This window comes from Lysinibacillus sp. G1-3 (genome assembly GCF_056322905.1).
Genome location: NZ_JBWHYQ010000005.1, coordinates 30,398 through 53,769 on the forward strand (window position 1 = coordinate 30,398; position 23,372 = coordinate 53,769).

Sequence of the window (23,372 nt, forward strand, 5' to 3'; positions counted from 1 at the left end):
TGCCACGGCATAATTGTAGCTGCCGCTTTGCTTTCGCACAGATAAACAATGCGTCCATAATCGGCTCTGTGCTTAGGTCTGCGTGAGGTCCGACACGATGTCGATCATTTTGGTAATGCCACAGGACGTGGCGTTTTTACCGATGCAGGTCAGTTCGCCGTTATCGCATGGATGTGGTGATTTTTCGGCTAACATCCCCTAAGAACTCCTTTCCGATTTCCATGACATTCGCCGGAGGCTTTAACTTCTGAAGAAAGTTAAAACATATCATTTTTTAAATATCACACTATTGTTGCGTATAAATATTAAAAAGTGCTTATAAAAACTTGCTGATCATATTGATAAAAGGGCTGTTCGACATCCTTATAGCCTATTAACTAAGATAGAGGTACCTAGGAATAATGGACTGTGCACAGTCGACAGGACAATAGGATGACAACTCAGCATAATAAAAAGTTATCAACTGAACTACCATTTGATGAAGTATTAGAATTAGTCCAGCCGATGATCACATCAATTTTGTTAAAGTGCCAAATTTATAAGGATTATGAGTATTATCGTCATATAGCTTCCATAGCCGTGTGGAATGCTTGGCGTAAAGCAGATCAAACAAAAGGACTGTTTTCTGCTTATATTTATACAACCGTTAAAGGAGAAATTTTAAAAGAGCTTTCAAAGGAAAAGAGTTTTGAAAATATGAATACACCTATGGATCATGAAACGATAAATTATATTCGAGATCATGATATAAGCGAAAGAAATCCAGCTCTTTTAGAATGGTTTATGTCTCATTTGAAATTAGAGGAAAGAAAAATAGTACTACTTTTTTATGTAGAAGGTTATAGTTACTTGGAAATTGCTAAAGAACTAGGTGTATCTGTCGAGGCAGTTAAAAAAAGACGTACAAGAATAATGATTAAGCTTCGCGAGTTGTTAAATTCTAAAGAAGAATAGTGCTGTAAAGCAATAAAGGTATGCTAATATCAGTGAAAAATGAATATTGGCATACTTTTAAAATTTGCATACAACTTCCAATAAAAATGCTATGATTTGTAAGAAGTCAAAGAAAAATACAATTTTTAATTTTATATTCCCTTTGGATAGAACATATTACCTATCTAATTTGATATATATTGGTTGGAGGGTTTCTGTTGGAGAATAGGTTGAATCAATTTGAGATAAAAAAGAAAGAGATTTGGTATATAGTATTGCCACTAATGCTAGTGTTACCTTTGTTAGGTTTAAGTAATCAAGTACTTGGTTCTTTTAATGAAGAAAGTTACATTTGTTTGAATTTGATTATACAAGTACTAACTATTGTATTTACAATGGCAATCGCTATTCAATCGTGGCTCGTTTTTTCACATTTATTATCAAATCAAACATTATACATAGGTAATTTATTTTTTATCATCGCCTTGTTTGAATTAGTGAACTTGTCATTGACTCAATATCCAATGGCTGAAACACTATATTTGGAAATATGGTTGGATTTAATAAAGCGTTTATGCTTATCAATCGGTTTTCTCTTTATTATTTTAAAGCCAAAAAAACGCTTAACGATGAAAGATCGTAATTATTCATATAGCAGTTCCTTATTATTTGTACTACTGATTCTTTTTCTAGTGTATCTCTCTTCAAAATATTTTTTACTTGAAGAACAATTATTACTGAAAGCAAACGCTATTGTTCATTTGTTGTCTGCTGTCTTACAAGGTGTAACGATAGTGATTTTAAGTAAGTATAAAGAAAAGCTGCCTAAACGAGTTATGTGGCTTATTAGCGCAGCAATGTATTTAATTATTAGTGACATTTTCTTTGCATTCATCAAAGATTTAAAATCAATTTGGGGTTTTTCAGCATTAATTTATCAATTTTTTGCATTCTTCTTTTTCCTAAAGGCTATTTACTATACAACTGTTGAAAAACCATTTCAGCAACTTTTAAAAATACAGCGAGATCTTGAGCATTCACAGCAGGAGCTTCATTTTCAAGCTTTTCACGATGACATTACAAAGCTTCCAAATGAACATTTATTATTGAAAACCTTAAAAGAGGATTTACATGACAATAGTCGTCAAAAAGCAATCATTGCGATTGAGATTGATCGCCTTGCCGCTATCCGCTCATCTATAGGTATTAATTATTCTAATACAATGATGAAGCTCGTAGCAGAGAGAATTCAAGCTATATTACCACCTCATTATTTTGCAACAAAGCTTCTTGAGGGGCAGTTTATTATTTATATTAATCATGTGAAGACGAGGGAAGAGTTAGTACAATTTTGCTTGAATTTGAAGAGCGCTATGAAAAGACCATTACAAGTACACCTATTCACACTCACTGGGAATCTTAATATTGGGATTGCCCCGCATGAAGAAAATTGCTCAGGTGAAGAGCTTTTAATGCATGCGCAGTTAGCAATGAGAGAAGCTAGCCAAATACCTCAAAGAGTTCTTTTTTATAAGCCGTATATGTCAAATGGTCTTGCTGATCGTCTATTGCTTGAACAAGAGCTCCATAAAGCATTAGCTAATGAAGAATTTTACTTAGATTTTCAGCCACAAGTAAATATAAAAACGGATAAAATTGACTCTGTTGAAGCACTAGTACGTTGGCGTCATCCAACCCGTGGCTTTGTTTCACCTGAACAGTTTATCCCGATTGCAGAAGAATCTGGCCTTATTATCCCTTTAGGGAAATGGATTTTAGAGACGGCGTGCGCTCAAGCAAAAATATGGAGGGAGCAAGGTTTACCACCAATGAAGGTTGCCGTAAATTTATCTATCGGACAATTATTCCAGCAAGACTTAGTGCATATGGTACAAGAAATTTTACAATGTACAAAATTAGAACCAAAATACTTACAATTAGAAATTACGGAAAGTATGACGATGAACATCGATCAAATAACGCAGCTACTTCATGAATTAAAGACTATTGGTATCCAAATTGCTGTTGATGACTTTGGGACAGGGTATTCGTCGCTTTCATATTTAAAAGATTTTCCGATTGATTGTTTGAAAATTGACCGGACGTTCGTACGAAATATTCAACATAATCCAAATGATGAAGCCCTCGTTTCTATGATTTTATCCATGGCAAAGCATTTAAGATTAAAGGTTGTTGCCGAAGGAATTGAAGAAGTGGAGCAACTTGCTTTCCTCATAGACGGTGGCTGCGATTATATCCAGGGCTATTTATTTAGTAAGCCGATTTCCGCAGAAGAGATTTCCAATAACTTTAAGGAGTTACATAGGCGAGCAAGAGATGTTTTAAAAGAGTTCAAATATGAAGAGGATTTCGTAATATAAAGTTAGGCTTATCAGAGACGGGATATAGAGCGACGGAAAGAAGAGCCGAGGCGGCGGAAAGAAGTTGGAGCGATGGAAAGAAAGGCCGAGACGACGGAAAGAAAAGCCGAAGCGACGGAAAGAACCGCAAAAGTGGTTGTAGAACCGCCAAGCGTGGATAGACCCCCCAAAATCGTGGATAGAAATTGGAATGGCATGCCAGAATAAATACTCATTTTACCGAATTGCAATACTTTTTTAGATAGGATACTTACCTTAGTTCATTGATTTAATAGTTTTTCACAACATAAAAACTGCTTACTTCAACTTCATCATTGAAAGTAAGCAGTTTTATATTTAATGTGCGAGGTACTCTTCCTTTAATTCTCCTATGTCCACTTCGGATCGTTCTTCTAAAGAACGCCGTAAATGAACAGTTGCTGTTTTACCATCATCGTGAAGCTTGTCAATCCAGATTGATACGCCATTATAGCTTACTTCATATTCTTTTGGTGAGGCGACAATTTCTTGCGCACGTTCAAAATCCACTTGAAGCCCCCCTTATTTTTTTGTCTTACCTTCTTTAGTAACCGTATTAATCAGGTTCATAAACTCTTGAGAAAATTCTTCACTAACTTTGTTTGGTGCTATTTTTTGGTTTTTTGGCGTTTGAGGTAATGACCCTTTGTTTGCGCTTTGACCTTGCTTATTGTCTCTTCCCATGTTTAGTTTCTCCTTTCGTTTTGATATTTCTTAATATGGCTTTGATTTGATTTTTTATCATGGGAAAAACTAGGGAAGATAAGAATTTATTGTAGAAATGTTTAGAACTTTTTGGGTTAATAATAAAGCCTTAAATGCGCAAACTAAGTTATAATAACGCCTTCCTAAAACAGTTCATCGGACATCCTAGAAAGCGTCTAGTCTAGCGAAATTACCCTCATGTTTTATAATGAAACTTTTTTAATGGAAAAATCATTATTTAATAACGCCCAGTTTTGAGGGAAAGGAAAACCTAATGCCCAATAACTTATACCTCGAAGATTATATTGCTTCGTCATGTCAAACTTAGCTTGTGCACTTCTAGCATCTTCAAACCATACCTCGTGATTTCTACCTTGTTCATCGACATAACGGAAATATGGTGACTGTGCGGTTCTATCATATTGAATGGTTGCGCCATATTTTCTTGCTCTGTTAAGTGCTTCTTGAGAGCTAAATGTTTCTGCCTCTTGACCTTTAACATGTGGTAGAAGCCAATCGCGGGCATAAATTTCAAAGCCTAAAAATATTTTGTTAGCAGGTATAACTGATAATGCATATTCCACAACTTTTCTCATTTCGTTAATAGGTGAAATTGCTTGTGGTGGACCAAGTCGATATCCCCACTCATATGTCATCAAAATAACAAAGTCTGCAATTCTTCCGTGTGCTTCATAATCATGTGCCTCGTATAAAGTGCCTGTCTGCGTTGCGCTCGTTTTTGGCGCAAGTGCCGTTGATACTAGGAATCCTTTTGGGTGAAGGGTATCAACAGCTAATTGAAGGAAAGTGTTATAATTTTCCCGATCTGCTGGAAGAACGTTTTCAAAATCGACGTTTAGAACTTTATAGCCCTTTTCTTGCATCACTTGTAAAGTGTTGTCGATAACCTTTTTCCTTAATTCTGCACTAGATAAAATAACATGTGATAAGTTGGAACCGGCTTCTGTGGAAGAGAAATTCGTAAGTGTTAGCATAGGAGTGACGTTTTTGGCAATGGCAGCATCAATCATTTCTTTATCCTTTATAGGCTGTAGTGTTCCATCCTCCTTCACCATATAAGCAAAGGGGCTAAAATAAGTTAGTAAATGACCAACCGCGTTTATCGACTGCACAGCTTCTTTAGGCTCTTCATACGTATAAGCATTTACTTCAATGGAAGGCTTTGCTCTCGGAATAATCAAATGCGTACCAGCATAAATCATGTTTGGATTTGTAATTTCATTTTCTAAAACAATTGCTTGCACAGTCGTTCCATACTGCGTGGCAATTTGCGATAAAGTCTCCCCTGGTAGCACAATATGTGTAATGGGTGGAATAATTAGTGTAGTGCCAGGTGTTAAAACATCTGGATTCGTTAAATGGTTTTCTGTGATAATCGATTGCATAGTCACCCCATATTGTTGGGAGATTGACCATAAGGTATCACCCCTTTTTACAATATGGGTTGTGTAAGGGGAAGGGATAACGAGTGATTGTCCGATTACTAATTGGTTTGGATTAGATAAAGCGTTTAATTGGATAATGGAGTTGATAGGTACAGAATAGCTGTTTGCAATTTGCCAAAGCGTTTCACCAGCGCTCACCACATGAATAATCATTAGGACACCTCCTTAGTGGTTTCAATATAGCATCATATGTATGAATAAAGGGAATGAGCATTTATCTTTCATTTTTACGTGATAAAAATTACAAACTTCATATTCTCAAGGTGAGTTTATAGGTACAACAACTGAGCTAAAGAAACTACTCCATCCTATAAAAAAGCAGGTTCACACGGGCATATGGATAAAGGAAGGACCGTATATTAAAGGTGTAGAGTTTTTTGATTTACCGAGCGGCAATAAACCAGCTCTTCGTAAAAGGTCAGGATCCTTTATTGAAAGGCCATTCCCTCATGCTGCCATTGTACAAATGAAAGACTTTTTTTCTAACGCACCCAATAGAAATGCATCCATTTGGCAGCAATCGCTTAGAGGGGCAGTAAGTCAAATTACATCAAGTCGAACAGCTTATTATTATGGAAATGCTTTAATTGTTTAGGAGTATATTACATCATGGCAAAAGCTTAAAGAGGAAGAAAAAATATTCATTGGGTAGAAAATTTAAGGCGGGCTTTATCACCTTTCACAACTGGAGATGATGTAAATTTACCAGATCGTTTTATAAAAAATTGGCCAACTGCCTATTATGGTCGTAATCTTAGAATGCTTAGAGAAGTAAAGGGAAAATACGATCCGTTAAATGTATTTAATTTTCCTCAAAGTATTCCACCACCTGCTTTAAGTCCAATTGATGAAGACGACTACTCAGTGGGAGATGAAGAAAATCCCACTGAATAAATTCACTTTACCACTACTTTTCTACAAGTATTTTATTTATCGCTGGAATATCAGCAGGAGCAAAATTAAGATTTAGAAGTTCATGTCGAGGAACCCATCTAATGGCAGTATGTTCTAGTAGAACCGGCTCTCCTTGTACAATCGACGCTTTAAATGTTTCTAAGCGTACTATAAATTTTTCGTATTCATAAATGGTATCCTCAACCTTTTCTCCAACTTGTATAGAGCAATTAAATTCCTCTAATATTTCACGGGATAAAGCTTGCTCAGGCGATTCGCCCTCTTCGATTTTACCACCAGGAAATTCCCAATAATTTGCTAGTACCATATTAGGATTTCTTAACGCACAAAAAATTTCATGCTTTTCATTTTCAATAATGGCACCTACTACATGTACATTTTTTTTCATTTGTTTTCATCCCCGTTGCGCATTGTTAAAATATTGAAAATTATAACATATATCACTGGATATCTAGTAGGGAATAATATTGCTCATTTACATAGCGTGGGTTGATTTCCGTTCCGGCTGGGCGCTTTCTTTCCGATAATTGGTAAACGGAGAAATAACAATTAAACTGTTTTTTGCATGACTATGTAATTGTCGTTTTCTACTGTATAATAATGAACATTATATAGGAAAAAGGCGGTACGAGGAACGATGAAAAAAATTGAATCTACGCAAAATGCGTTAGTGAAATATTGGAAGAAACTAGCGACGACACGGAAAGAGCGTGAAAGATCTGGAGAATTCATAGTAGAGGGATTCCATTTGGTGGAGGAAGCATTAAAAAATAAGGAGCAGGTGCTGCAGCTAATTGTACGTGAAGGTGTTGATTTACCAATGCTTTGGCCAATCGATAATGTAGCGACAATAGAAGTAACAGCGGCTGTTGTCAAAGAGTTTGCTGAAACAGAGACATCCCAAGGTGTATTTGCAGTTTGTAAGCAGCCTTTGTTAAAAGATGATGTAATGGCTTCATGGCGCAAGGTGCTACTAATTGACGCCGTCCAAGATCCAGGAAATATTGGGACGATGATTCGTACTGCTGATGCCGCTGGTTTGGATGCAGTAATTCTCGGCAAGGGCTGTGCTGATCTATATAATCCTAAAACGCTTCGCTCTGCACAAGGATCACATTTCCATATTCCTGTCCTTCGTGGTGATTTAGAGGAATGGATTGAGCAGCTACAAGATAATGATGTACCGGTATTTGGTACTGCTTTAGATGAGGATGCAGTTGTCTATAGTGATATTGAACATACTGGTTCATTCGCTATCATGATGGGGAATGAGGGTAGTGGCATTCAACCACAACTACTTTCAATGACAGATCAAAATATGATTATTCCAATTTTGGGACAAGCAGAGTCTTTAAATGTTGCAGTAGCAACAGGAATCGTTTTATATGGATTTGTAAAGTAGTAAATCAAAGCAATTACAACTGTGGTTATAAGTATACGGTGACATCTGTTGGCCCAAGTGGCTCATCAGACGCCCCCAGGAAGCTCTGTGCGAAAGCGAAGCGGCAGCAACAAATGTTTTAACTGTGCGAAAGCGAAGCGGCAGCAACAAAGCGCTCAGTCGGAACGGAAATCAACCACACGTTATGGTGATGGGCCTAAAAATTGCCGTTATAACCATTATTATCGATGGCAATAGGCACATGGCTCTTGATTTGAATTGGTATAGTATTGTATAATCACATGTAAAATGTATATATGAATACTAAATGCTTTGACCGGGAAGTAGTAAAGATTGTGAATGGACGACAGGGAGCGTAGGCCGGAGATTGAGAGCCAGCGCCGTACCAATGCAGTTTTGAATTCATCTCGCGAGCAGCTACCGGGACCAGCGAAATGCTGTAAAGGTTTGCCGGCTTTAATCTAGTCGTTATGTCAATGAAGTGATTGTGAGGAGTTTGCCTTGCAATAACTAGGGTGGTACCGCGAATATGTCCTCGTCCCTTTTTTAGGGGCGAGGTTTTTTTGTGCCATCGAAGTATCGGCATTTATCTTCATTCAGCAAATCTTTTTGAGCGAAAGTGAAACGTTAGCTACAAATGTTTTATGTACCGAAAGCGTAGCGACAGGTACAGAAGGCTCCCACCTTTGAAGGTGGTGAGATAAATGCGGATGTGGTTCCTTTTCAGCTGGTGTTCAAAAACTACTGAATGAATATAAAGCCTCCGGCGGATATCACGGATTTTCAAAGGAATGAATTTAAGGATGTTAGCCTAAAAATCTTCGCATCCTGCGAAAACGGCTGACTGACCTGCATCGGTAAAAACGCCAAGTCCTGTGGCATTACCGAAATGACCGACATCGTGTCGGCCCTCGTGTTGCTGACGCTACGTTAGCACTGCGCTTTCGCACAAAAAACATCTGCAGGCCTGGGCACAATTCAAAATCCGGACGCGATTACGCCAAGGCAAAATTGATTTAATCAAGGAGGGTTTATTACATGGAAGAGCAATTAAAGCAATTAGAGCAAGAAGCACTTGCTAAAATTGAAGCGGCAGCAAATTTAAAGGAATTAAATGATGTGCGAGTAGCATATCTAGGGAAAAAAGGACCTATCACTGATTTATTAAAGGGGATGGGGAAATTATCAGCTGAGGAACGCCCGAAAATGGGTGCCTTAGTCAATACAGTTCGTGAAAATGTAACTGCTGTATTAGAGGAAAAGGTTACGGTACTAGAGGAAGCGGCAATTGCTGAAAAATTAGCGAGTGAGTCGATTGATGTCACTTTACCTGGTCGTGAAATTAAAGTTGGGAATCGTCATCCATTAACACGCGTTATTGAAGAAATTGAAGATTTATTTATCGGTATGGGCTATGAAATTGCAGAAGGTCCGGAAGTGGAGAAGGATTATTATAACTTCGAGGCACTGAACTTACCGAAGGGACACCCTGCTCGTGATATGCAAGATTCGTTTTATATTTCCGAGGAAATATTATTACGTACGCATACATCTCCTGTGCAAGCTCGCACAATGGAAGAGAAAAAAGGTGAATCGATTCGCATTATTTGCCCAGGGAAAGTATTCCGTCGTGACAACGATGATGCTACACACTCTCACCAATTCATGCAAATTGAAGGATTAGTGATTGGTGAAAACATTCGCATGAGTGACCTTAAAGGTACGCTTGATACATTAGCGAAAAAAATGTTCGGTGCAGACCGCGAAATTCGACTTCGCCCAAGCTTCTTCCCGTTCACAGAGCCATCTGTTGAAATGGATATTTCTTGCTTCAAATGTGGTGGTTCTGGCTGTAACGTATGTAAAGGTACAGGTTGGATTGAAATTTTAGGAGCTGGTATGGTGCATCCAAATGTACTTGAAATGGCTGGCTATGATCCGAAGAAAGTATCAGGCTTTGCATTCGGTATTGGTGCTGAACGTATTGCAATGTTGAAATATGGTGTCGACGATATTCGTCATTTCTATACAAGTGACACACGTTTCTTATCACAATTTGAGCGAACAGAGGCGTAAGGAGGATAAAAAATGTTAGTATCATTAGAATGGTTAAAAGATTATGTAAGTGCACAGGATTTAACGTCTGAACAGTTAGCTGAAAAAATTACGCGCTCTGGAATTGAAGTAGATGCAGTAATTGATCGTGCTAACGGAATGGATAAAATTGTTGTCGGCTATGTCGTTTCAAAAGAGAAACATCCAGAAGCTGATAAATTAAATATTTGCCAAGTGGATGTGGGTGAAGCTGAGCCACAACAAATTATTTGTGGTGCTCCAAACGTTGATGCTGGTCAAAAAGTAATTGTCGCTCGTCCAGGTGCACATTTACCAGGCGGCATTAAAATAAAAAAAGCAAAACTTCGAGGACATGAATCAAACGGTATGATTTGTTCATTACAAGAGGTAGGAATCGAAGGTAAACTTGTACCTAAAGCATATTCTGAAGGGATTTATGTGCTTCCTGCAGATGCTGAGGTTGGTTCAGATGCCCTTGCTATTTTAGGTCTACGTGACACAGTATTAGAGCTTGGCCTAACACCAAACCGTTCAGATGCATTGTCAATGCTAGGTGTAGCGTACGAGGTTGGGGCAATTCTATCTGAAGAAGTGAAGTATCCAGAAATCGCCTACAGCACATCTTCTGAAAAAGCTGAAGACATGTTAAAGCTTCGAGTGGAAGATTTACAAGCAAACCCAATGTATGTAGCAAAAGTTGTGAAAAACGTAAAAATCGCAGAATCACCTATGTGGCTACAAAATCGCTTAATGGCAGCAGGTGTACGCCCGCATAATAACGTTGTCGATGTAACGAACTACATTTTAATGGAATACGGCCAACCGCTTCATGCCTTTGACTACGATAGCCTAGCAACAGGTGAAATTGTAGTGCGTAAAGCAGCAGAGGGCGAAAAAATTACTACTTTAGATGAGCAAGAGCGCACATTAAAAGCTACAGATTTAGTCATTACAAATGGCAAAGAGCCGGTAGCTATCGCAGGTGTAATGGGCGGTGCAAACTCTGAAGTAAATGATTCTACAACAACAGTTGTAATTGAATCTGCTTACTTCGACGGATTATCTGTACGTCAAACATCGCGTCATCTTGGACTTCGTTCAGATGCTTCTGCTCGCTTTGAAAAGGGTGTAGATCCTAACCGTGTGTTACCTGCTGCAGAGCGTGCTGCAGCGCTACTAGCTGAATTAGCTGGTGGTGAAGTGTTAGAAGGAACGTGCATCGTTGATGAACTAGATAAATCACCAGCACGTGTTGTTGTTTCGCCAGATTTCATTAATGAACGTTTAGGTATGAAAATTTCACTAGAAGAAATGCTATCTATTTTAGAGCGTCTTAAATTTGGTGTAGAAGCAGCAAATGGTTTACTAATCGTTGATGCACCAACACGTCGTCAAGATATTAAAATTGAAGAAGATATAGTAGAGGAGATTGCTCGTCTATACGGCTATGATGAAATTCCGCTGACTTTACCAGAGGGAGCAAACCAAGTAGGCCGTCTAACACCATATCAAGCGAATCGTCGAGTAGTTCGTAATTATATGGAAGGCGCAGGTCTTTACCAAGCTGTGACTTACTCACTAACTTCAGAGGCATTGTCACAACGCTTTGCATTGAAAGCTGAGCCAGTAACACGTTTACTAATGCCGATGAGCGAGGACCGTTCAACTCTACGTCAAAGTCTTATCCCGCATTTAATTGAAGCTGCTGCTTATAATGTTGCTCGTAAGGCTGACAATGTGGCATTGTATGAAATTGGTTCAGTATTCCTTGGTCAAACAGAAGAAGGGCTACCATATGAGGAAGAGCATGTGGCGGCAGTAGTAACAGGCAAATGGCTTGACCATGCTTGGCAGGGTGAGAAAAAAGCAGTAGATTTCTTCGTCTTAAAAGGCATTGTAGAAGGTGTTATCGGTAAGCTTGGTTTAGAGGACCGTATTTCATTTGTGAAAGCTGAAGTAGATGGATTACACCCAGGACGTACTGCTAGCATTCTTTTTGATGGTGAACAAGTCGGCGTTATCGGTGGATTACATCCAGCAGAACAAAAAGCATGGGGTGTAAAAGACACATATGTAATGGAGATGAATCTCGTAACATTATTAAATGCTAATGCAAAAGAAGCACCTCTTGCCTATACACCAGTGCCTCGTTTCCCAGCAATGTCTCGTGATATTGCGCTTATCATGAACCGTGCAACAACTGCTGGTGAAGTTATTACTGCGATTCGTTCTGCAGGCGTGAAATTATTGAAAGACGTTCGTGTATTCGACGTATATGAAGGTGAAAAAATGGAAGCTGGTAAAAAATCAGTGGCATTCTCCCTAACATACTTCGATCCAGAACGTACATTAACAGATGAAGAGGTTGTTGCAGCACATAATAAAGTGTTAAAAGCTATTGCAACAATTGAAGGCACAGAAGTACGCTAAATAAATAATTTTTTTGTGAGCTGTCTCGTAATGAGGCAGCTTTTTGTTTTGTTAACATCATTAGACTGTTATAAGGTTGTTTTCACAGGAGTATGAGAAAAAGGAGAGAAGATACTTTAAGCTAATTCCTTATCTAAGTTTTTCGTCAATATTTAGAAATAACAAAAAATAAATTTTTGACCCATATTAACTGTATAGTAAGTTTTGGATAGAAAATTTTACTATGGGGTGGTAGCTAATATGAAAAATCAACGAAAAAGAAGAGGCCTTTCCGTGCGAGCCCGATTAATATGGGCGTTTGCTTTGACACTTTTAATCCCCAGCATTGCTATTGGTTCGTTTTCGTATTTGAAGTCTTCTGATCAATATCATAAGGAATTAAGTGAAAGCTCACGCGAAAATGTAAATTTATTAAATACACTCATCTCAAATGAGATATCACCTATTCAAAGTGATGTGGAATATTTAGCTGCTTCTTTTAATAAGAATGTGCAAGATGCAGATGCTTTAAAGGAATTAGAAAAATATAATGCTTTACATAGCAACGTCTCTGTTGTCAATTTGGCAATTGAGGGGCACAAATTTATGCGTGAGCCACAAGCTGAATCTTCAACTGATTATGATCCATTTACGCGACCATGGTACTTAACGGCTATTGAATCACCTGGCAAAAACGTTATGATTGATCCATATAAATCAACAATTACAGGTGAATTAATATTAGCAGTATCAGCTGGTTTACAGGATCGTTCAGGGGTTATTTCTATTGGTTTAAATTTAGACGGAATTTCCGAGCTAGTGAAATCAGTGGAAATTGGTGATAATGGCTATGCTACTTTAGTAAATGCCAATAATCTTATTATTGCTGATCCACAGTTAGAGGTAGGATCAGAGCTCAAAAAGTCATATATAGAAAAGATGCAAGGAAAAGAAGATGGTAGTTTTACCATTAAGGAAGATGGAAAAGAGTATCAAGTGTTCTTTACTACCAATAAACTAACAGGTTGGAAAATTGTTGGTACTATGGATTTAGCAGATGTAGGAACTGTTACAAAACCAATTTTAACAAACACTGTGACAGTCATTGTTATTGCTCTTATCATATTTGGAATCATTGGTGCCTTCATTGTAAGATCAATCATTCAGCCATTACAAAAGTTGTCAACAGTAGCTGAGCAGGTAGGAGACGGTGATTTACGCAATTTAATTGAAATTAAAAGAGAAGATGAGATAGGTAAATTGGCGGATATATTCAATAAAATGATTCTATCTTTGCGTGGTGTAGTTGGTAACATTGGTGAGGAATCAAATCAGTTAGCTGCATCATCGGAGGAACTTACTGCAAGTACATCAGAAAATAAACGAGCTACATCACAAATTGTTGATTCCATTCAAACATTTGCTGAAACGGTTGATGTGCAAGCAGAAACAATTAATGATAGCACTAACGCTGTACTTGAAGTGTCTTCATCGATTCAACAAATTGCAGTAAAGGCCGATACCGTTAATGAAATGTCGAATAAAGCAATGGAGGCTGTTATGATAGGAGACAAAACTATTCAAACAGCAATTGGCCAAATGGAAATGATTCAAAGTACTGTTCAGGAACTGGAAAGTACGGTTCAAACATTAAGTAATCGTTCAAATGAAATCGGACGTATTGTAGAGGCTATTACGCAAATTGCTGATCAAACAAATCTTTTAGCTTTAAATGCTGCAATTGAAGCTGCTCGTGCTGGTGAGCATGGAAAAGGTTTTGCAGTTGTTGCTGATGAGGTACGAAAGCTTGCAGAGCAATCCGCACAATCAACAATGCAAATAAAAGATATCATTGGTTATATTCAAGCCGATACAAAACTAGCGGTTGAATCAATGACTGCTGGCTCAGCTGAAGTCGTAAAGGGAATTGAAGTAACAAATATGGCAGGAAAGTCATTTAAAGAAATTAATAATAATGTACAAAGCGTAACCTATGAAATAGGAGAAATTTCAGAGACAGCAAAAGTTATATCTGAACATTCCAATCAAGTGGCAATCGGAATTGAAAGTGTGCTTCTGCAAACAAATGAAAATACAGCAAATGCACAAAATATTTCCGCTGCAACAGAGGAACAGCTTGCTTCTATGGAAGAAATCGCTGCATCGGCCGAAGCCCTTGCTAAAATGTCTGAAAATCTACAACAAACGATTAAACAGTTTAAATATTAAGGCTAAACAAAAATCCAATTATAATAATACTTTTGTGAGCTGTCTCGTAATGAGGCAGCTTTTTTAGTTGGAAAGCCGTCAGGCGAACGTATTAATATTTTATGAGTAACAGCTACTGCATACTTTTTGGATATTTCGCGTTTTTAATAATATTTTGAAATAACAAAAAATAAATCTTGAGTATTTATTATGTGTATAGTAGAAATTGGATAGAAAAAAATAGTAAGAGGAGATAATGATTTTGAAAGAGTATCGAAAACGAAAAAGCTTATCTGTGCGTGCTCGGTTAATCTGGGCTATTACAATGACACTCTTAATTCCGAGTATTGCAATTGGTACATTCTCATACTTGAAATCAGATAATTTATATTATAACGAATTAAGTGATAAATCTCGTGAGAATGTCGATTTAATAAATACTTTAGTTACAAAAGAAATTTCCCCAATCATAAGTGATGCAGAATATTTGGCTGCTTATTTTAATAAGGATTGGCAAGATGCAGCAGCATTAAAGGAATTAGATAAATACAATGCTTTACATAATAGTGTTTCAGTAGTTGCGTTAACTCTAGAAGGCCATGGTTTTTTACGAAATCCATATCATGAAATGCCTTCTGATTATAATCCATTTTTGCGACCTTGGTATTTAAAGGCTATAGAGTCGCCGGGTAAAGGCGTCGTGATGGACCCATATAAATCAAATATTTCAGGCGATTTAACTTTAACTGTAGCGGCAGAATTGCGTGACAAATCCGGGGTTGTTTCCATAGATTTGAAACTTGGCGAAATTGCGGAGCTCGTAGATGCTGTAGAGATTGGGAAAAGTGGCTATGCCTCATTAGTGAATGCCAATAATCTTACGATAGCAGATCCGAATGTTGAAGTAGGAACTAAGCTGAAAGATTCGTACATAGAAAAGATGCAAGGAAAAGAAGAAGGTAGCTTTACAATTCAGGAAGATGGCGAGGAACATCAAGTATTTTTCTCTACTAATAAACTAACAGGGTGGAAAATTATCGGTGTTATGGATGTAGCGGATGTCACAGCTGTCACAGCGCCAATTTTAAAATCGACTATAGCAGTCATTGTTACTGCTTTAATTATTTGTGGGATCATAGGTGGCATGATCATTGCCTCAATCATTCGTCCACTAAAAGAACTATCTACAGTTGCTGAACAAGTAGGAGAAGGAGATTTACGTAATTTTATCAACATAAGAAGAGATGATGAAATTGGGAAACTGGCTACTATTTTTAATAAAATGATTTCTTCGTTACGTGAAGTAGTTGGTAATATTGGTGAGAAATCGAATTTATTGGCCAATTCTTCAGAGGAGCTGACTGCAAGTACTGCAGAGAATAAGCGAGCAACATCACAAATTGTTGATTCCATTCAAACACTTTCTGAAACGATTGATATGCAAGCAGAGACTGTTAGTGAAGGTAATAGTGCTGTACTGGAAATGTCATCATCTATTCAGCATATTTCTACAAAAGCAGGTGCAGTAAGTGATATGTCTAATAAAGCTATGGACGCTGTTATGATCGGTGATGAGACTATTCAAACAGCTGTTCAACAAATGATCATGATTCAGAATACTGTACAAGCACTAGAAAATACAGTGCAAACATTAGACAAGCGTTCTCACGAAATTGAGCACATTGTTGAGGCTATAACCCAAATTGCTGATCAAACAAACCTATTAGCTTTAAACGCAGCAATTGAAGCTGCACGTGCGGGTGAACAAGGAAAAGGTTTTGCGGTCGTAGCTGAAGAGGTACGAAAGCTAGCTGAACAATCCGCACAATCCACGCTGCAAATTAAGGATATTATTTCGCAGATTCAAGAAGATACAAATCTAGCAGTTGAATCAATGGCTGCTGGTTCAGCTGAGGTCGTCAAGGGGATTGATATAACAAACATGGCAGGAAAGTCATTTGAAGAGATTCGTACGAATGTACAAAGTGTAACCTCTGAAATAGGACAAATTTCAGAAGCATCTAAAGTTATGTCTCAACACGCCAATCAAGTGGCGATGGGGATTGAAAGTGTGCTTGAACAAACGAATGAAACTACAGCAAGTGCACAAAATATTTCCGCTGCAACTGAGGAGCAACTTGCTTCTATGGAAGAAATCGCAGTATCAGCCACTACCCTAGCTAAAATGTCTGAAAATCTTCAACAAACGATTCAACAATTCAAATATTAATTGAAACGAAAACTTTTTGATAAGTTTTGTATATAAAAAATTTCGCTAACTTCAGTAGAAAGCAAGTTGTATAAAACTTGTCATCTGCGTGAGTATAGCGAAATTTTTTGTCTATAAGTCCAATTTATTTCATCTTTTTAGCTTTCTCGGTATTCGCAAAATGCCATTTCGTAATGCAACGTAAAAATTCCTCACCTTGTTTTCGCCAAATGCGAGCTGCTAAGGCATCTACTTTTGCTGAAGCCCCTTTGAACAACTCTATCCCGGCAATCTCACTCAGTCGGTCCATTTCTTTTAAAAACGCCGCACGAGCTAATATCGATGCAGTTGCTACTGAAACATGTAATTGCTCGGCCTTCGTAGAAAATAGCACATCATCTCGAACAATATCTCGTTCATTTTTTAAATAATTGTAATACACGCCACGTTCCGCAAACTGATCTATCAAGATCTGTTCTGGTTTTTCGGGAGCCATTTTTGACAGTGTATTTTTAAGTGCCTTATTATGCATCATAGCTTTCATTTTACCTTGTGAGTAGCCTCGTGACTGTAATTCGTTGTATTTTTCATTGCGTAGTACAAGCACACTATGGACGCAAGCTGCACGTAAATCGGGTGCTATTTTACGCATGTAATCATCTGTTAGCATTTTGGAGTCTTTGACACCAAGTTCGTTAATAAGCGCAATTTTTGATGCAGGGACATATACGGCCGCAACTGTAATTGGACCAAAGTAATCGCCAGTACCCGTTTCATCTGAGCCTAGTACCGACATCGTAGCAAAACCTTCTGGCAGGGCGTCACCCTTTGCTCCAATCGATGATGTTTTCTGTGTGTTTGTTACTTCTACGTCTCCCCAGCGTGCAGCTTCTCGCTCAGCGCCTCCCCCTTGGAACATTAATTTTCCTGATTTGTACATCGTAATGGCTGTATCAGGGAGCTTTGCAGCAAAGATTACCCCTGGTGCTTTACGTTCTACAAAATGATTTGCGTAGTAGGACATCACCTCTTTTTGTAAATTTGTTGATATTGAAAGTACAATATTTGACATTTTCTCGTTCCTTTCTGTCCTCGTTGTTCACAATTTTATACCTTTCATGGTATGATAATAAATAGCTTTTTTGTGTAAGTTGCTCACAATCGGAAAAATCGTGAGCACAAAAATTAAAAAGGGGGGTGCGACTATGGGAAATCAAGAAAAGAATAAAATTTCTGTGGAAATATATGGTCATACATATAAAATGGTCGGCTCTGAATCCATTGGACATATGCGACTTGTCGCTTCTATTGTTGATGACCGTATGCGCGAAATGATTGTACATAATCCCTCTCTTGATAGCACAAAGCTTGCCGTTCTTACAGCAGTAAATACCGTTCACGATTATTTACTATTAAAAGAACGAATGGAGCAACTAGAAGAAGAAGTGAAAAAATTAAAGGGTTGAAGTGAATGTTAGATCTAATCATATTAGCGGTACTATTAGCCGGGCTCATCGTTGGAGCAAAACGTGGTTTCATTGTACAGATGATGCATATCGTTAGCTTTATAGTTGCCCTAATTGTTGCGTATATCTATTATAAACCATTAGCACAAAAAATGGTGTTTTGGGTCCCGTATCCAGGGGTAACGGATTCAGGTAGTCTTGGAGTAGTCATTGATAGCCTGGATATAGACCGAACTTTTTACCGTGTCATTGCATTTGCTGTCATATTCTTTGCGGTGAAAATTACAATGCAAATTGTGGCATCGATTTTTGATTTTATAGCGTATTTACCTGTATTAGGTACAGTGAATCGTTGGCTGGGAGCATTGTTAGGCATGATTGAAAACTATTTAATTATGTTTATCTTGCTTTACATTCTTGCTTTATTACCAGTTGATTCTATCCAAAGTTTAATGTCGAAGTCGTTGTTAAGTGGTCTCATTTTGGAGCATACCCCAATTATTACGAGCATGTTCCAAAACTGGTGGTATATTTATATGCAATAGCAAACTGTGCACTTCTCTCGGTTTTGAGGGAAGTGTTTTTACGATAGGAGGAATTCCCAATGAACAAAAAAACAATTATTCGCACACTAGAAAAGATTGCGTTGTATATGGAATTGCAAGGGGAAAATCCATTCAAAGTGTCGGCCTTTCGAAAAGCTGCTGGTGCACTTGAGGGAGACGAGCGCTCATTGAGTGAGATGGAAGATGTAACAAAGCTTAAAGGTATAGGTAAAGGTACAGCTGCTGTTATTGAGGATTTAATAACAAATGGTGAATCGAGCTTATTAAAAGAATTAGAAGACATTGTACCAAAAGGGTTGCTGCCGTTATTAAAACTTCCAGGCTTAGGTGGTAAAAAAATAGCTAAGCTTCATCAAGAGTTAGGAATTGATTCTGCCGAAAGTTTAAAGGCAGCTTGTGAAGCTTGTAAAGTTCGTGAGCTAGCAGGCTTTGCGGCAAAAACAGAAGAAAAAATTTTAAAAGAACTTGCAAATTTATCAAATCGATCAGAACGTTTACCGATTTGGCAGCTTGAGCCTGTTGTTTTACAAATTGAAGCGCTTCTAGGTAGTATGGAAGAAGTTGAGCGTTTTTCTGTTGCTGGAAGCTTCCGCCGAGCAGCAGAAACAAGTAAAGATATTGATTTTATTGTTGTAACGGAAGCAGTTGAGGCTGTACGTGAAAAGCTACTGAATGAGCTTTCTGTACAAGAAGTAATAGCTGCTGGTGATACAAAGATTTCAGTTATTTTAGATTTAGAAGAGCCTGTAAGTGTAGATTTTCGATTAGTGAAAGATGCTGAATATGCAACGGCCTTACATCATTTCACAGGCTCGAAAGATCACAATGTCCGCATGCGTCAGATTGCAAAAGCCCGTGGTGAAAAGATTAGTGAATATGGTGTGGAACAAGCGGATGGCACTGTTTTAACGTTTAAAGATGAAGCGGAATTTTTTGCGCATTTTGATTTACCATTTATCCCACCTAGCTTGCGTACAGGAACAACAGAATTTGATAAAACGGATGACATTCAACATCTTGTGAAATTAGAAGATATTAAAGCAGATTTACATATGCATACGACGTGGTCTGATGGTGCATACTCTGTAGCTGAAATGGGCGAGGCATTAATAGCACGTGACTATCAATATAGCGTTATTACCGACCATTCACAATTTTTAAAAGTAGCAAATGGTTTAACGCCAGAGCGTTTAACAAAGCAACGTGCTGAAATTGAGGCATTTAATGAAGCACATCCAGATTTCCATTTATATGCGGGGACAGAAATGGACATTTTACCAGATGGTTCACTCGATTTTGAAGATGATGTGCTGAGAGAGTTAGACTTCGTCATTGCCTCTATTCACTCTAGCTTTACGCAATCGCAGGACAAAATTATGGCGCGCTTACTGACGGCGATGCAAAATCCGTATGTTCATATGATTGCACATCCAACTGGCCGCATTATTGAGGATCGTACTGGCTATAATCCTGATATGGAGCAATTAATTGCTTGGGCGAAGGAGTATGGTAAAATTTTAGAGTTAAATGCGAATCCATATCGTCTTGATTTATGTGTTGAGCATTTAGAAATGGCTTTAACAGCTGGCGTGCCCGTAGCAATCAATACAGATGCCCACGATATTGCTCATTTACGCTTTATGGATATCGGGGTACGCTACGCAAACAGAGCATGGTTGAAAAAGGATATGATTGTGAATACATGGACGCGAGAACAATTTGAAGCGTTTATTCGACGAAATAAATAGGTTGAGGAGGTGTTCTCAGTGATTGCAGAACGCGCATTGAAAACACTAGAATATGATAAAGTACGTCAGCAAGTGGCTACATACTGTACTTCTTCAATCGGTAAATCTGCCGTTGATGAACTTGTACCACAGACAGACTATGAAAAGGTTGTACAATTATTAGAAGAAATGGATGAAGGACTGTCCATTTTACGTGTTAAAGGCAATGTACCAATGGGTGGGATTTTTGATGTACGACCAGCTGCAAGGCGTGCACAAATCGGGGGCATGCTTTCAGCGATGGAATTAATGGAAGTATCAAGTACGATTCGAGCTAGTAGAATTCTTCGTAATTTTATTGAAGATATAGAATCAGAAGAAGTGATTGATATTCCTCATTTCATCGCCAAAAAGGAAGCAATGCCTGTTTTGACGGGCTTGCAGCATGAAATCAATAACTGTATTGATGAAAATGGCTCAGTGCTAGACTCTGCAAGCCAAACGTTGCGATCCATTCGCCAATCTTTGCGCGCTGAGGAAGCTAAAGTACGATCTAAGTTGGAAAGCCTTACACGCGGGAGCAATGCTTCAAAAATGCTCTCTGATACACTTGTAACGATTCGAAATGATCGCTTCGTTATCCCTGTTAAGCAAGAATACCGTCATCATTATGGTGGAATTGTGCATGATCAATCATCTTCTGGTCAAACATTATTTATCGAGCCAGATTCGGTTGTTCAAGCGAATAATGAAATTCATCGCTTAAAAATGAAAGAGCAAGCTGAAGTTGAACGCATTTTACTTGCATTAAGTGCGATGGTCGAGGAAGTAGCTCCAGATCTATTTAACTTAGTAAAAGTACTAGGCGAGATTGACGTCATTTTAGCTAAAGGCAAGTACGGTCAAGCGAACAAATGTACAATGCCTAAAATGAATAACGATGGCTACATTCGACTTGTGCGTGCACGTCATCCACTATTACCGATTGAAACGGCCGTTGCTAACGATATTGAATTCGGGAAAGATATAACGGCAATTGTCATTACAGGACCAAACACGGGTGGTAAAACTGTCACTTTAAAAACAGTTGGATTGTGTACATTAATGGCACAAGCTGGATTACCAGTGCCTGCACTTGATGGTTCTGAACTTGCTGTTTTCAAACAGCTTTTCGCGGATATTGGGGATGAACAGTCAATTGAGCAATCACTGTCAACATTCTCTTCTCATATGGTCAACATAGTAGATATCTTACAAAAGTTTGATGATGAATCACTCGTACTATTTGATGAATTAGGTGCCGGTACGGATCCTCAGGAAGGGGCAGCTCTAGCCATCTCCATTTTAGATGAAGTACATGGTCGCGGTGCCCGCGTGATGGCAACGACGCACTATCCTGAGCTAAAAGCATACGGCTATAATCGTCCAGGAGTAGCTAATGCGAGTGTAGAGTTCGATATCGAGACATTGAGTCCAACATATCGCCTACTAATCGGAGTACCAGGTCGCTCCAATGCATTTGAAATTTCAAGTCGCTTAGGCTTACCTGAGTCGATTATTGACCGTGCGAAAAGCTTTACAGGTACAGATCGCCATGAGGTGGAGTCCATGATTGCTTCACTTGAAGAAACTCGTCGCCAATCAGAAGATGACGCAGAACGCTCTCATGAATTAATGATAGAGTCTGAAGCCCTACGCAAAGAGCTACAAGGAAAACTACAAGCTTACGAAGACCGTAAAGAGGCACTCGATAAAAAAGCGAAAGAAAAAGCACGTAAAATTGTTGATGAAGCAAAAAGAGAAGCAGAATCAATTATTGCTGAGCTTCGAGAAATGCGCAAAAATGCAGACCAAGTTGTTAAAGAGCATGAACTTATCGATGCTCGTAAACGATTGGAAGAAGCTACACCGCTTGAAAATAACAAAGTGCTGAAAAAAGCAGCACAAGTAAAGGCCCGTGCACAAAACTTAGTTGTCGGAGACGAGGTAAAGGTGTTAAGCTATGGACAACGGGGAACATTGCTCGAAAGAGTATCGAATTCCGAATGGGTTGTCCAAATGGGTATTTTGAAAATGAAAATCTCCGATAGTGACCTAGAGTACATTAAACCAGAAAAAGAACCTGTACAACGTATGGCTGGTGTAAAAAATCGCAGCAACCATGTGAAATTAGAATTAGATTTACGCGGCGAACGATATGAAGATGCCATTTTACGTACAGAAAAATATATTGATGATGCCTTGCTTGCTAACTATGGGCGTGTATCAATTATTCATGGTGTCGGTACAGGTGCACTACGTCAAGGAATTCAAAGCTATTTGAAAAAGCATAAGCGTGTAAAATCCTTCCGTTTTGGTGAAGCCGGCGAGGGGGGCATAGGCGTCACAGTTGTGGAATTGAAATAAGCTGTAAAGGGGACGGAGAAAATGCTGAATTCTAGCTTTTGGCGATATCCAATTATCGAAACGGCAGGATATTTTAGTGTTGTCGTATTGTGTTTAGTCGTCTCGATGGCATTGTTCGAAGTCGTTACGAAATATAAAAATTGGGAAGAAATTAAAAAAGGTAATATCGCTGTGGCACTCGCAACAGGTGGGAAAATACTGGGAATCTGTAATATTTTTCGCTTTTCCATTGCGCGCCATAGTACTTTAAGTGAAATGATTGGCTGGGGCCTTTTTGGTTTTACATTATTAATTGTGGCATATTTCTTATTTGAGTTTATGACACCACGTTTTAATGTCGATCAAGAAATCGCAAATGATAATCGCTCAGTCGGCTTCATTTCCTTTACCATTTCAGTCGGTCTATCGTTTGTTATTGGGGCAAGTATTGCATAGGAGTGTAATGACATGGAAAAATTAGCAAAAGTACTAATCGTTGTCTGCAT

At 38.3% G+C, this 23,372-nt stretch carries 19 protein-coding genes; 13 read left to right on the forward strand and 6 right to left on the reverse strand.

Translation table 11 applies throughout. From position 1 onward, the window contains the following. Positions 1 to 72 precede the first annotated feature (72 nt). Positions 73 to 195: a hypothetical protein gene (locus ACVYAD_RS06180; protein WP_476425290.1), complete on the reverse strand. Its 123-nt coding sequence runs from the start codon at positions 193 to 195 to the stop codon at positions 73 to 75. Positions 196 to 432: 237 nt separating this feature from the next. On the opposite strand from ACVYAD_RS06180, the gene ACVYAD_RS06185 reads away from it, so the two are divergent. Continuing rightward, complete coding sequence (locus ACVYAD_RS06185; RefSeq protein ID WP_476425292.1) at positions 433 to 954, forward strand: sigma-70 family RNA polymerase sigma factor; 522 nt, start codon at positions 433 to 435, stop codon at positions 952 to 954. A 263-nt stretch (positions 955 to 1,217) separates the two neighbouring features. Next, positions 1,218 to 3,314: a bifunctional diguanylate cyclase/phosphodiesterase gene (locus tag ACVYAD_RS06190; protein WP_432760132.1), complete on the forward strand. Its 2,097-nt coding sequence runs from the start codon at positions 1,218 to 1,220 to the stop codon at positions 3,312 to 3,314. A gap of 336 nt (positions 3,315 to 3,650) precedes the next feature. On the opposite strand, the gene ACVYAD_RS06195 is transcribed toward ACVYAD_RS06190, so the two are convergent. The 3 genes from ACVYAD_RS06195 to ACVYAD_RS06205 all read right to left on the reverse strand — a co-directional run bounded on the left by ACVYAD_RS06195 (position 3,651) and on the right by ACVYAD_RS06205 (position 5,656). After that, positions 3,651 to 3,842 (reverse strand): H-type small acid-soluble spore protein, encoded by a 192-nt coding sequence (locus ACVYAD_RS06195; protein ID WP_079563186.1) that lies wholly within the window; start codon positions 3,840 to 3,842, stop codon positions 3,651 to 3,653. Positions 3,843 to 3,854: 12 nt separating this feature from the next. Beyond that, positions 3,855 to 4,016 (reverse strand): YfhD family protein, encoded by a 162-nt coding sequence (locus tag ACVYAD_RS06200; protein WP_197144730.1) that lies wholly within the window; start codon positions 4,014 to 4,016, stop codon positions 3,855 to 3,857. A gap of 224 nt (positions 4,017 to 4,240) precedes the next feature. Continuing rightward, positions 4,241 to 5,656: a LysM peptidoglycan-binding domain-containing protein gene (locus ACVYAD_RS06205; protein WP_476425294.1), complete on the reverse strand. Its 1,416-nt coding sequence runs from the start codon at positions 5,654 to 5,656 to the stop codon at positions 4,241 to 4,243. Between the two features lie 564 nt (positions 5,657 to 6,220). Between ACVYAD_RS06205 and ACVYAD_RS06210 the strand changes: the two genes are divergently transcribed. Beyond that, a complete protein-coding gene (locus ACVYAD_RS06210) occupies positions 6,221 to 6,397 on the forward strand; it encodes a BBE domain-containing protein (RefSeq protein WP_476425493.1) in 177 nt (58 codons plus the stop codon). 13 nt (positions 6,398 to 6,410) lie between these two features. On the opposite strand, the gene ACVYAD_RS06215 is transcribed toward ACVYAD_RS06210, so the two are convergent. Continuing rightward, positions 6,411 to 6,806: a (deoxy)nucleoside triphosphate pyrophosphohydrolase gene (locus ACVYAD_RS06215; RefSeq protein ID WP_349659256.1), complete on the reverse strand. Its 396-nt coding sequence runs from the start codon at positions 6,804 to 6,806 to the stop codon at positions 6,411 to 6,413. A gap of 249 nt (positions 6,807 to 7,055) precedes the next feature. On the opposite strand from ACVYAD_RS06215, the gene ACVYAD_RS06220 reads away from it, so the two are divergent. The 5 genes from ACVYAD_RS06220 (at position 7,056) to ACVYAD_RS06240 (ending at position 16,743) form a co-directional block, all read left to right on the forward strand. Next, a complete protein-coding gene (locus ACVYAD_RS06220; protein ID WP_349659257.1) occupies positions 7,056 to 7,820 on the forward strand; it encodes a TrmH family RNA methyltransferase in 765 nt (254 codons plus the stop codon). A 1,038-nt stretch (positions 7,821 to 8,858) separates the two neighbouring features. After that, positions 8,859 to 9,896: a phenylalanine--tRNA ligase subunit alpha gene (gene pheS / locus ACVYAD_RS06225; RefSeq protein ID WP_197144733.1), complete on the forward strand. Its 1,038-nt coding sequence runs from the start codon at positions 8,859 to 8,861 to the stop codon at positions 9,894 to 9,896. A 12-nt stretch (positions 9,897 to 9,908) separates the two neighbouring features. Then, a complete protein-coding gene (gene pheT / locus ACVYAD_RS06230) occupies positions 9,909 to 12,326 on the forward strand; it encodes a phenylalanine--tRNA ligase subunit beta (RefSeq protein ID WP_386831804.1) in 2,418 nt (805 codons plus the stop codon). A 240-nt stretch (positions 12,327 to 12,566) separates the two neighbouring features. Further along, on the forward strand, positions 12,567 to 14,534 hold the full coding sequence (locus tag ACVYAD_RS06235) for a methyl-accepting chemotaxis protein (protein ID WP_476425297.1): 1,968 nt from the start codon (positions 12,567 to 12,569) through the stop codon (positions 14,532 to 14,534). A 241-nt stretch (positions 14,535 to 14,775) separates the two neighbouring features. Further along, positions 14,776 to 16,743 carry a methyl-accepting chemotaxis protein gene (locus ACVYAD_RS06240; protein ID WP_476425299.1) on the forward strand — a complete coding sequence of 656 codons (1,968 nt, stop codon included), beginning with the start codon at positions 14,776 to 14,778 and terminating at the stop codon, positions 16,741 to 16,743. A gap of 124 nt (positions 16,744 to 16,867) precedes the next feature. Here ACVYAD_RS06240 and rnhC read toward each other — a convergent pair whose 3' ends face one another. Further along, the gene (rnhC, locus tag ACVYAD_RS06245; RefSeq protein ID WP_476425301.1) at positions 16,868 to 17,794 is read right to left on the reverse strand and encodes a ribonuclease HIII; all 927 of its coding nucleotides are present in this window, start codon (positions 17,792 to 17,794) and stop codon (positions 16,868 to 16,870) included. Positions 17,795 to 17,927: 133 nt separating this feature from the next. Between rnhC and zapA the strand changes: the two genes are divergently transcribed. Genes zapA through ACVYAD_RS06270 form a run of 5 tightly spaced genes read left to right on the forward strand, consistent with a single transcriptional unit; the run spans position 17,928 to position 23,322 of the window. Further along, on the forward strand, positions 17,928 to 18,188 hold the full coding sequence (gene zapA, locus ACVYAD_RS06250; protein WP_476425303.1) for a cell division protein ZapA: 261 nt from the start codon (positions 17,928 to 17,930) through the stop codon (positions 18,186 to 18,188). A gap of 5 nt (positions 18,189 to 18,193) precedes the next feature. Then, entirely contained in the window at positions 18,194 to 18,733 is a 540-nt protein-coding gene (locus tag ACVYAD_RS06255; RefSeq protein WP_079563176.1) for a CvpA family protein, read from the forward strand. A 59-nt stretch (positions 18,734 to 18,792) separates the two neighbouring features. Beyond that, positions 18,793 to 20,502 carry a DNA polymerase/3'-5' exonuclease PolX gene (polX, locus tag ACVYAD_RS06260; protein WP_476425305.1) on the forward strand — a complete coding sequence of 570 codons (1,710 nt, stop codon included), beginning with the start codon at positions 18,793 to 18,795 and terminating at the stop codon, positions 20,500 to 20,502. Between the two features lie 18 nt (positions 20,503 to 20,520). After that, on the forward strand, positions 20,521 to 22,887 hold the full coding sequence (locus tag ACVYAD_RS06265) for an endonuclease MutS2 (RefSeq protein ID WP_476425306.1): 2,367 nt from the start codon (positions 20,521 to 20,523) through the stop codon (positions 22,885 to 22,887). Positions 22,888 to 22,908: 21 nt separating this feature from the next. Next, positions 22,909 to 23,322, forward strand: a complete 414-nt coding sequence (locus ACVYAD_RS06270) for a DUF350 domain-containing protein (protein ID WP_197144741.1) — start codon at positions 22,909 to 22,911, stop codon at positions 23,320 to 23,322. The last annotated feature ends 50 nt before the right edge of the window (positions 23,323 to 23,372 follow it).

Coding starts and splice junctions, on each gene's coding strand:
- ACVYAD_RS06200 (WP_197144730.1), bottom strand. CDS start 4,016: ATGGGAAGAGACAATAAGCAAGGTCAAAGCGCAAACAAAGGGTCATTA.
- ACVYAD_RS06185 (WP_476425292.1), top strand. CDS start 433: ATGACAACTCAGCATAATAAAAAGTTATCAACTGAACTACCATTTGAT.
- ACVYAD_RS06180 (WP_476425290.1), bottom strand. CDS start 195: ATGTTAGCCGAAAAATCACCACATCCATGCGATAACGGCGAACTGACC.
- ACVYAD_RS06255 (WP_079563176.1), top strand. CDS start 18,194: ATGTTAGATCTAATCATATTAGCGGTACTATTAGCCGGGCTCATCGTT.
- ACVYAD_RS06220 (WP_349659257.1), top strand. CDS start 7,056: ATGAAAAAAATTGAATCTACGCAAAATGCGTTAGTGAAATATTGGAAG.
- polX (WP_476425305.1), top strand. CDS start 18,793: ATGAACAAAAAAACAATTATTCGCACACTAGAAAAGATTGCGTTGTAT.
- rnhC (WP_476425301.1), bottom strand. CDS start 17,794: ATGTCAAATATTGTACTTTCAATATCAACAAATTTACAAAAAGAGGTG.
- zapA (WP_476425303.1), top strand. CDS start 17,928: ATGGGAAATCAAGAAAAGAATAAAATTTCTGTGGAAATATATGGTCAT.
- ACVYAD_RS06205 (WP_476425294.1), bottom strand. CDS start 5,656: ATGATTATTCATGTGGTGAGCGCTGGTGAAACGCTTTGGCAAATTGCA.
- pheT (WP_386831804.1), top strand. CDS start 9,909: ATGTTAGTATCATTAGAATGGTTAAAAGATTATGTAAGTGCACAGGAT.
- ACVYAD_RS06190 (WP_432760132.1), top strand. CDS start 1,218: ATGCTAGTGTTACCTTTGTTAGGTTTAAGTAATCAAGTACTTGGTTCT.
- ACVYAD_RS06215 (WP_349659256.1), bottom strand. CDS start 6,806: ATGAAAAAAAATGTACATGTAGTAGGTGCCATTATTGAAAATGAAAAG.
- ACVYAD_RS06270 (WP_197144741.1), top strand. CDS start 22,909: ATGCTGAATTCTAGCTTTTGGCGATATCCAATTATCGAAACGGCAGGA.
- ACVYAD_RS06235 (WP_476425297.1), top strand. CDS start 12,567: ATGAAAAATCAACGAAAAAGAAGAGGCCTTTCCGTGCGAGCCCGATTA.
- pheS (WP_197144733.1), top strand. CDS start 8,859: ATGGAAGAGCAATTAAAGCAATTAGAGCAAGAAGCACTTGCTAAAATT.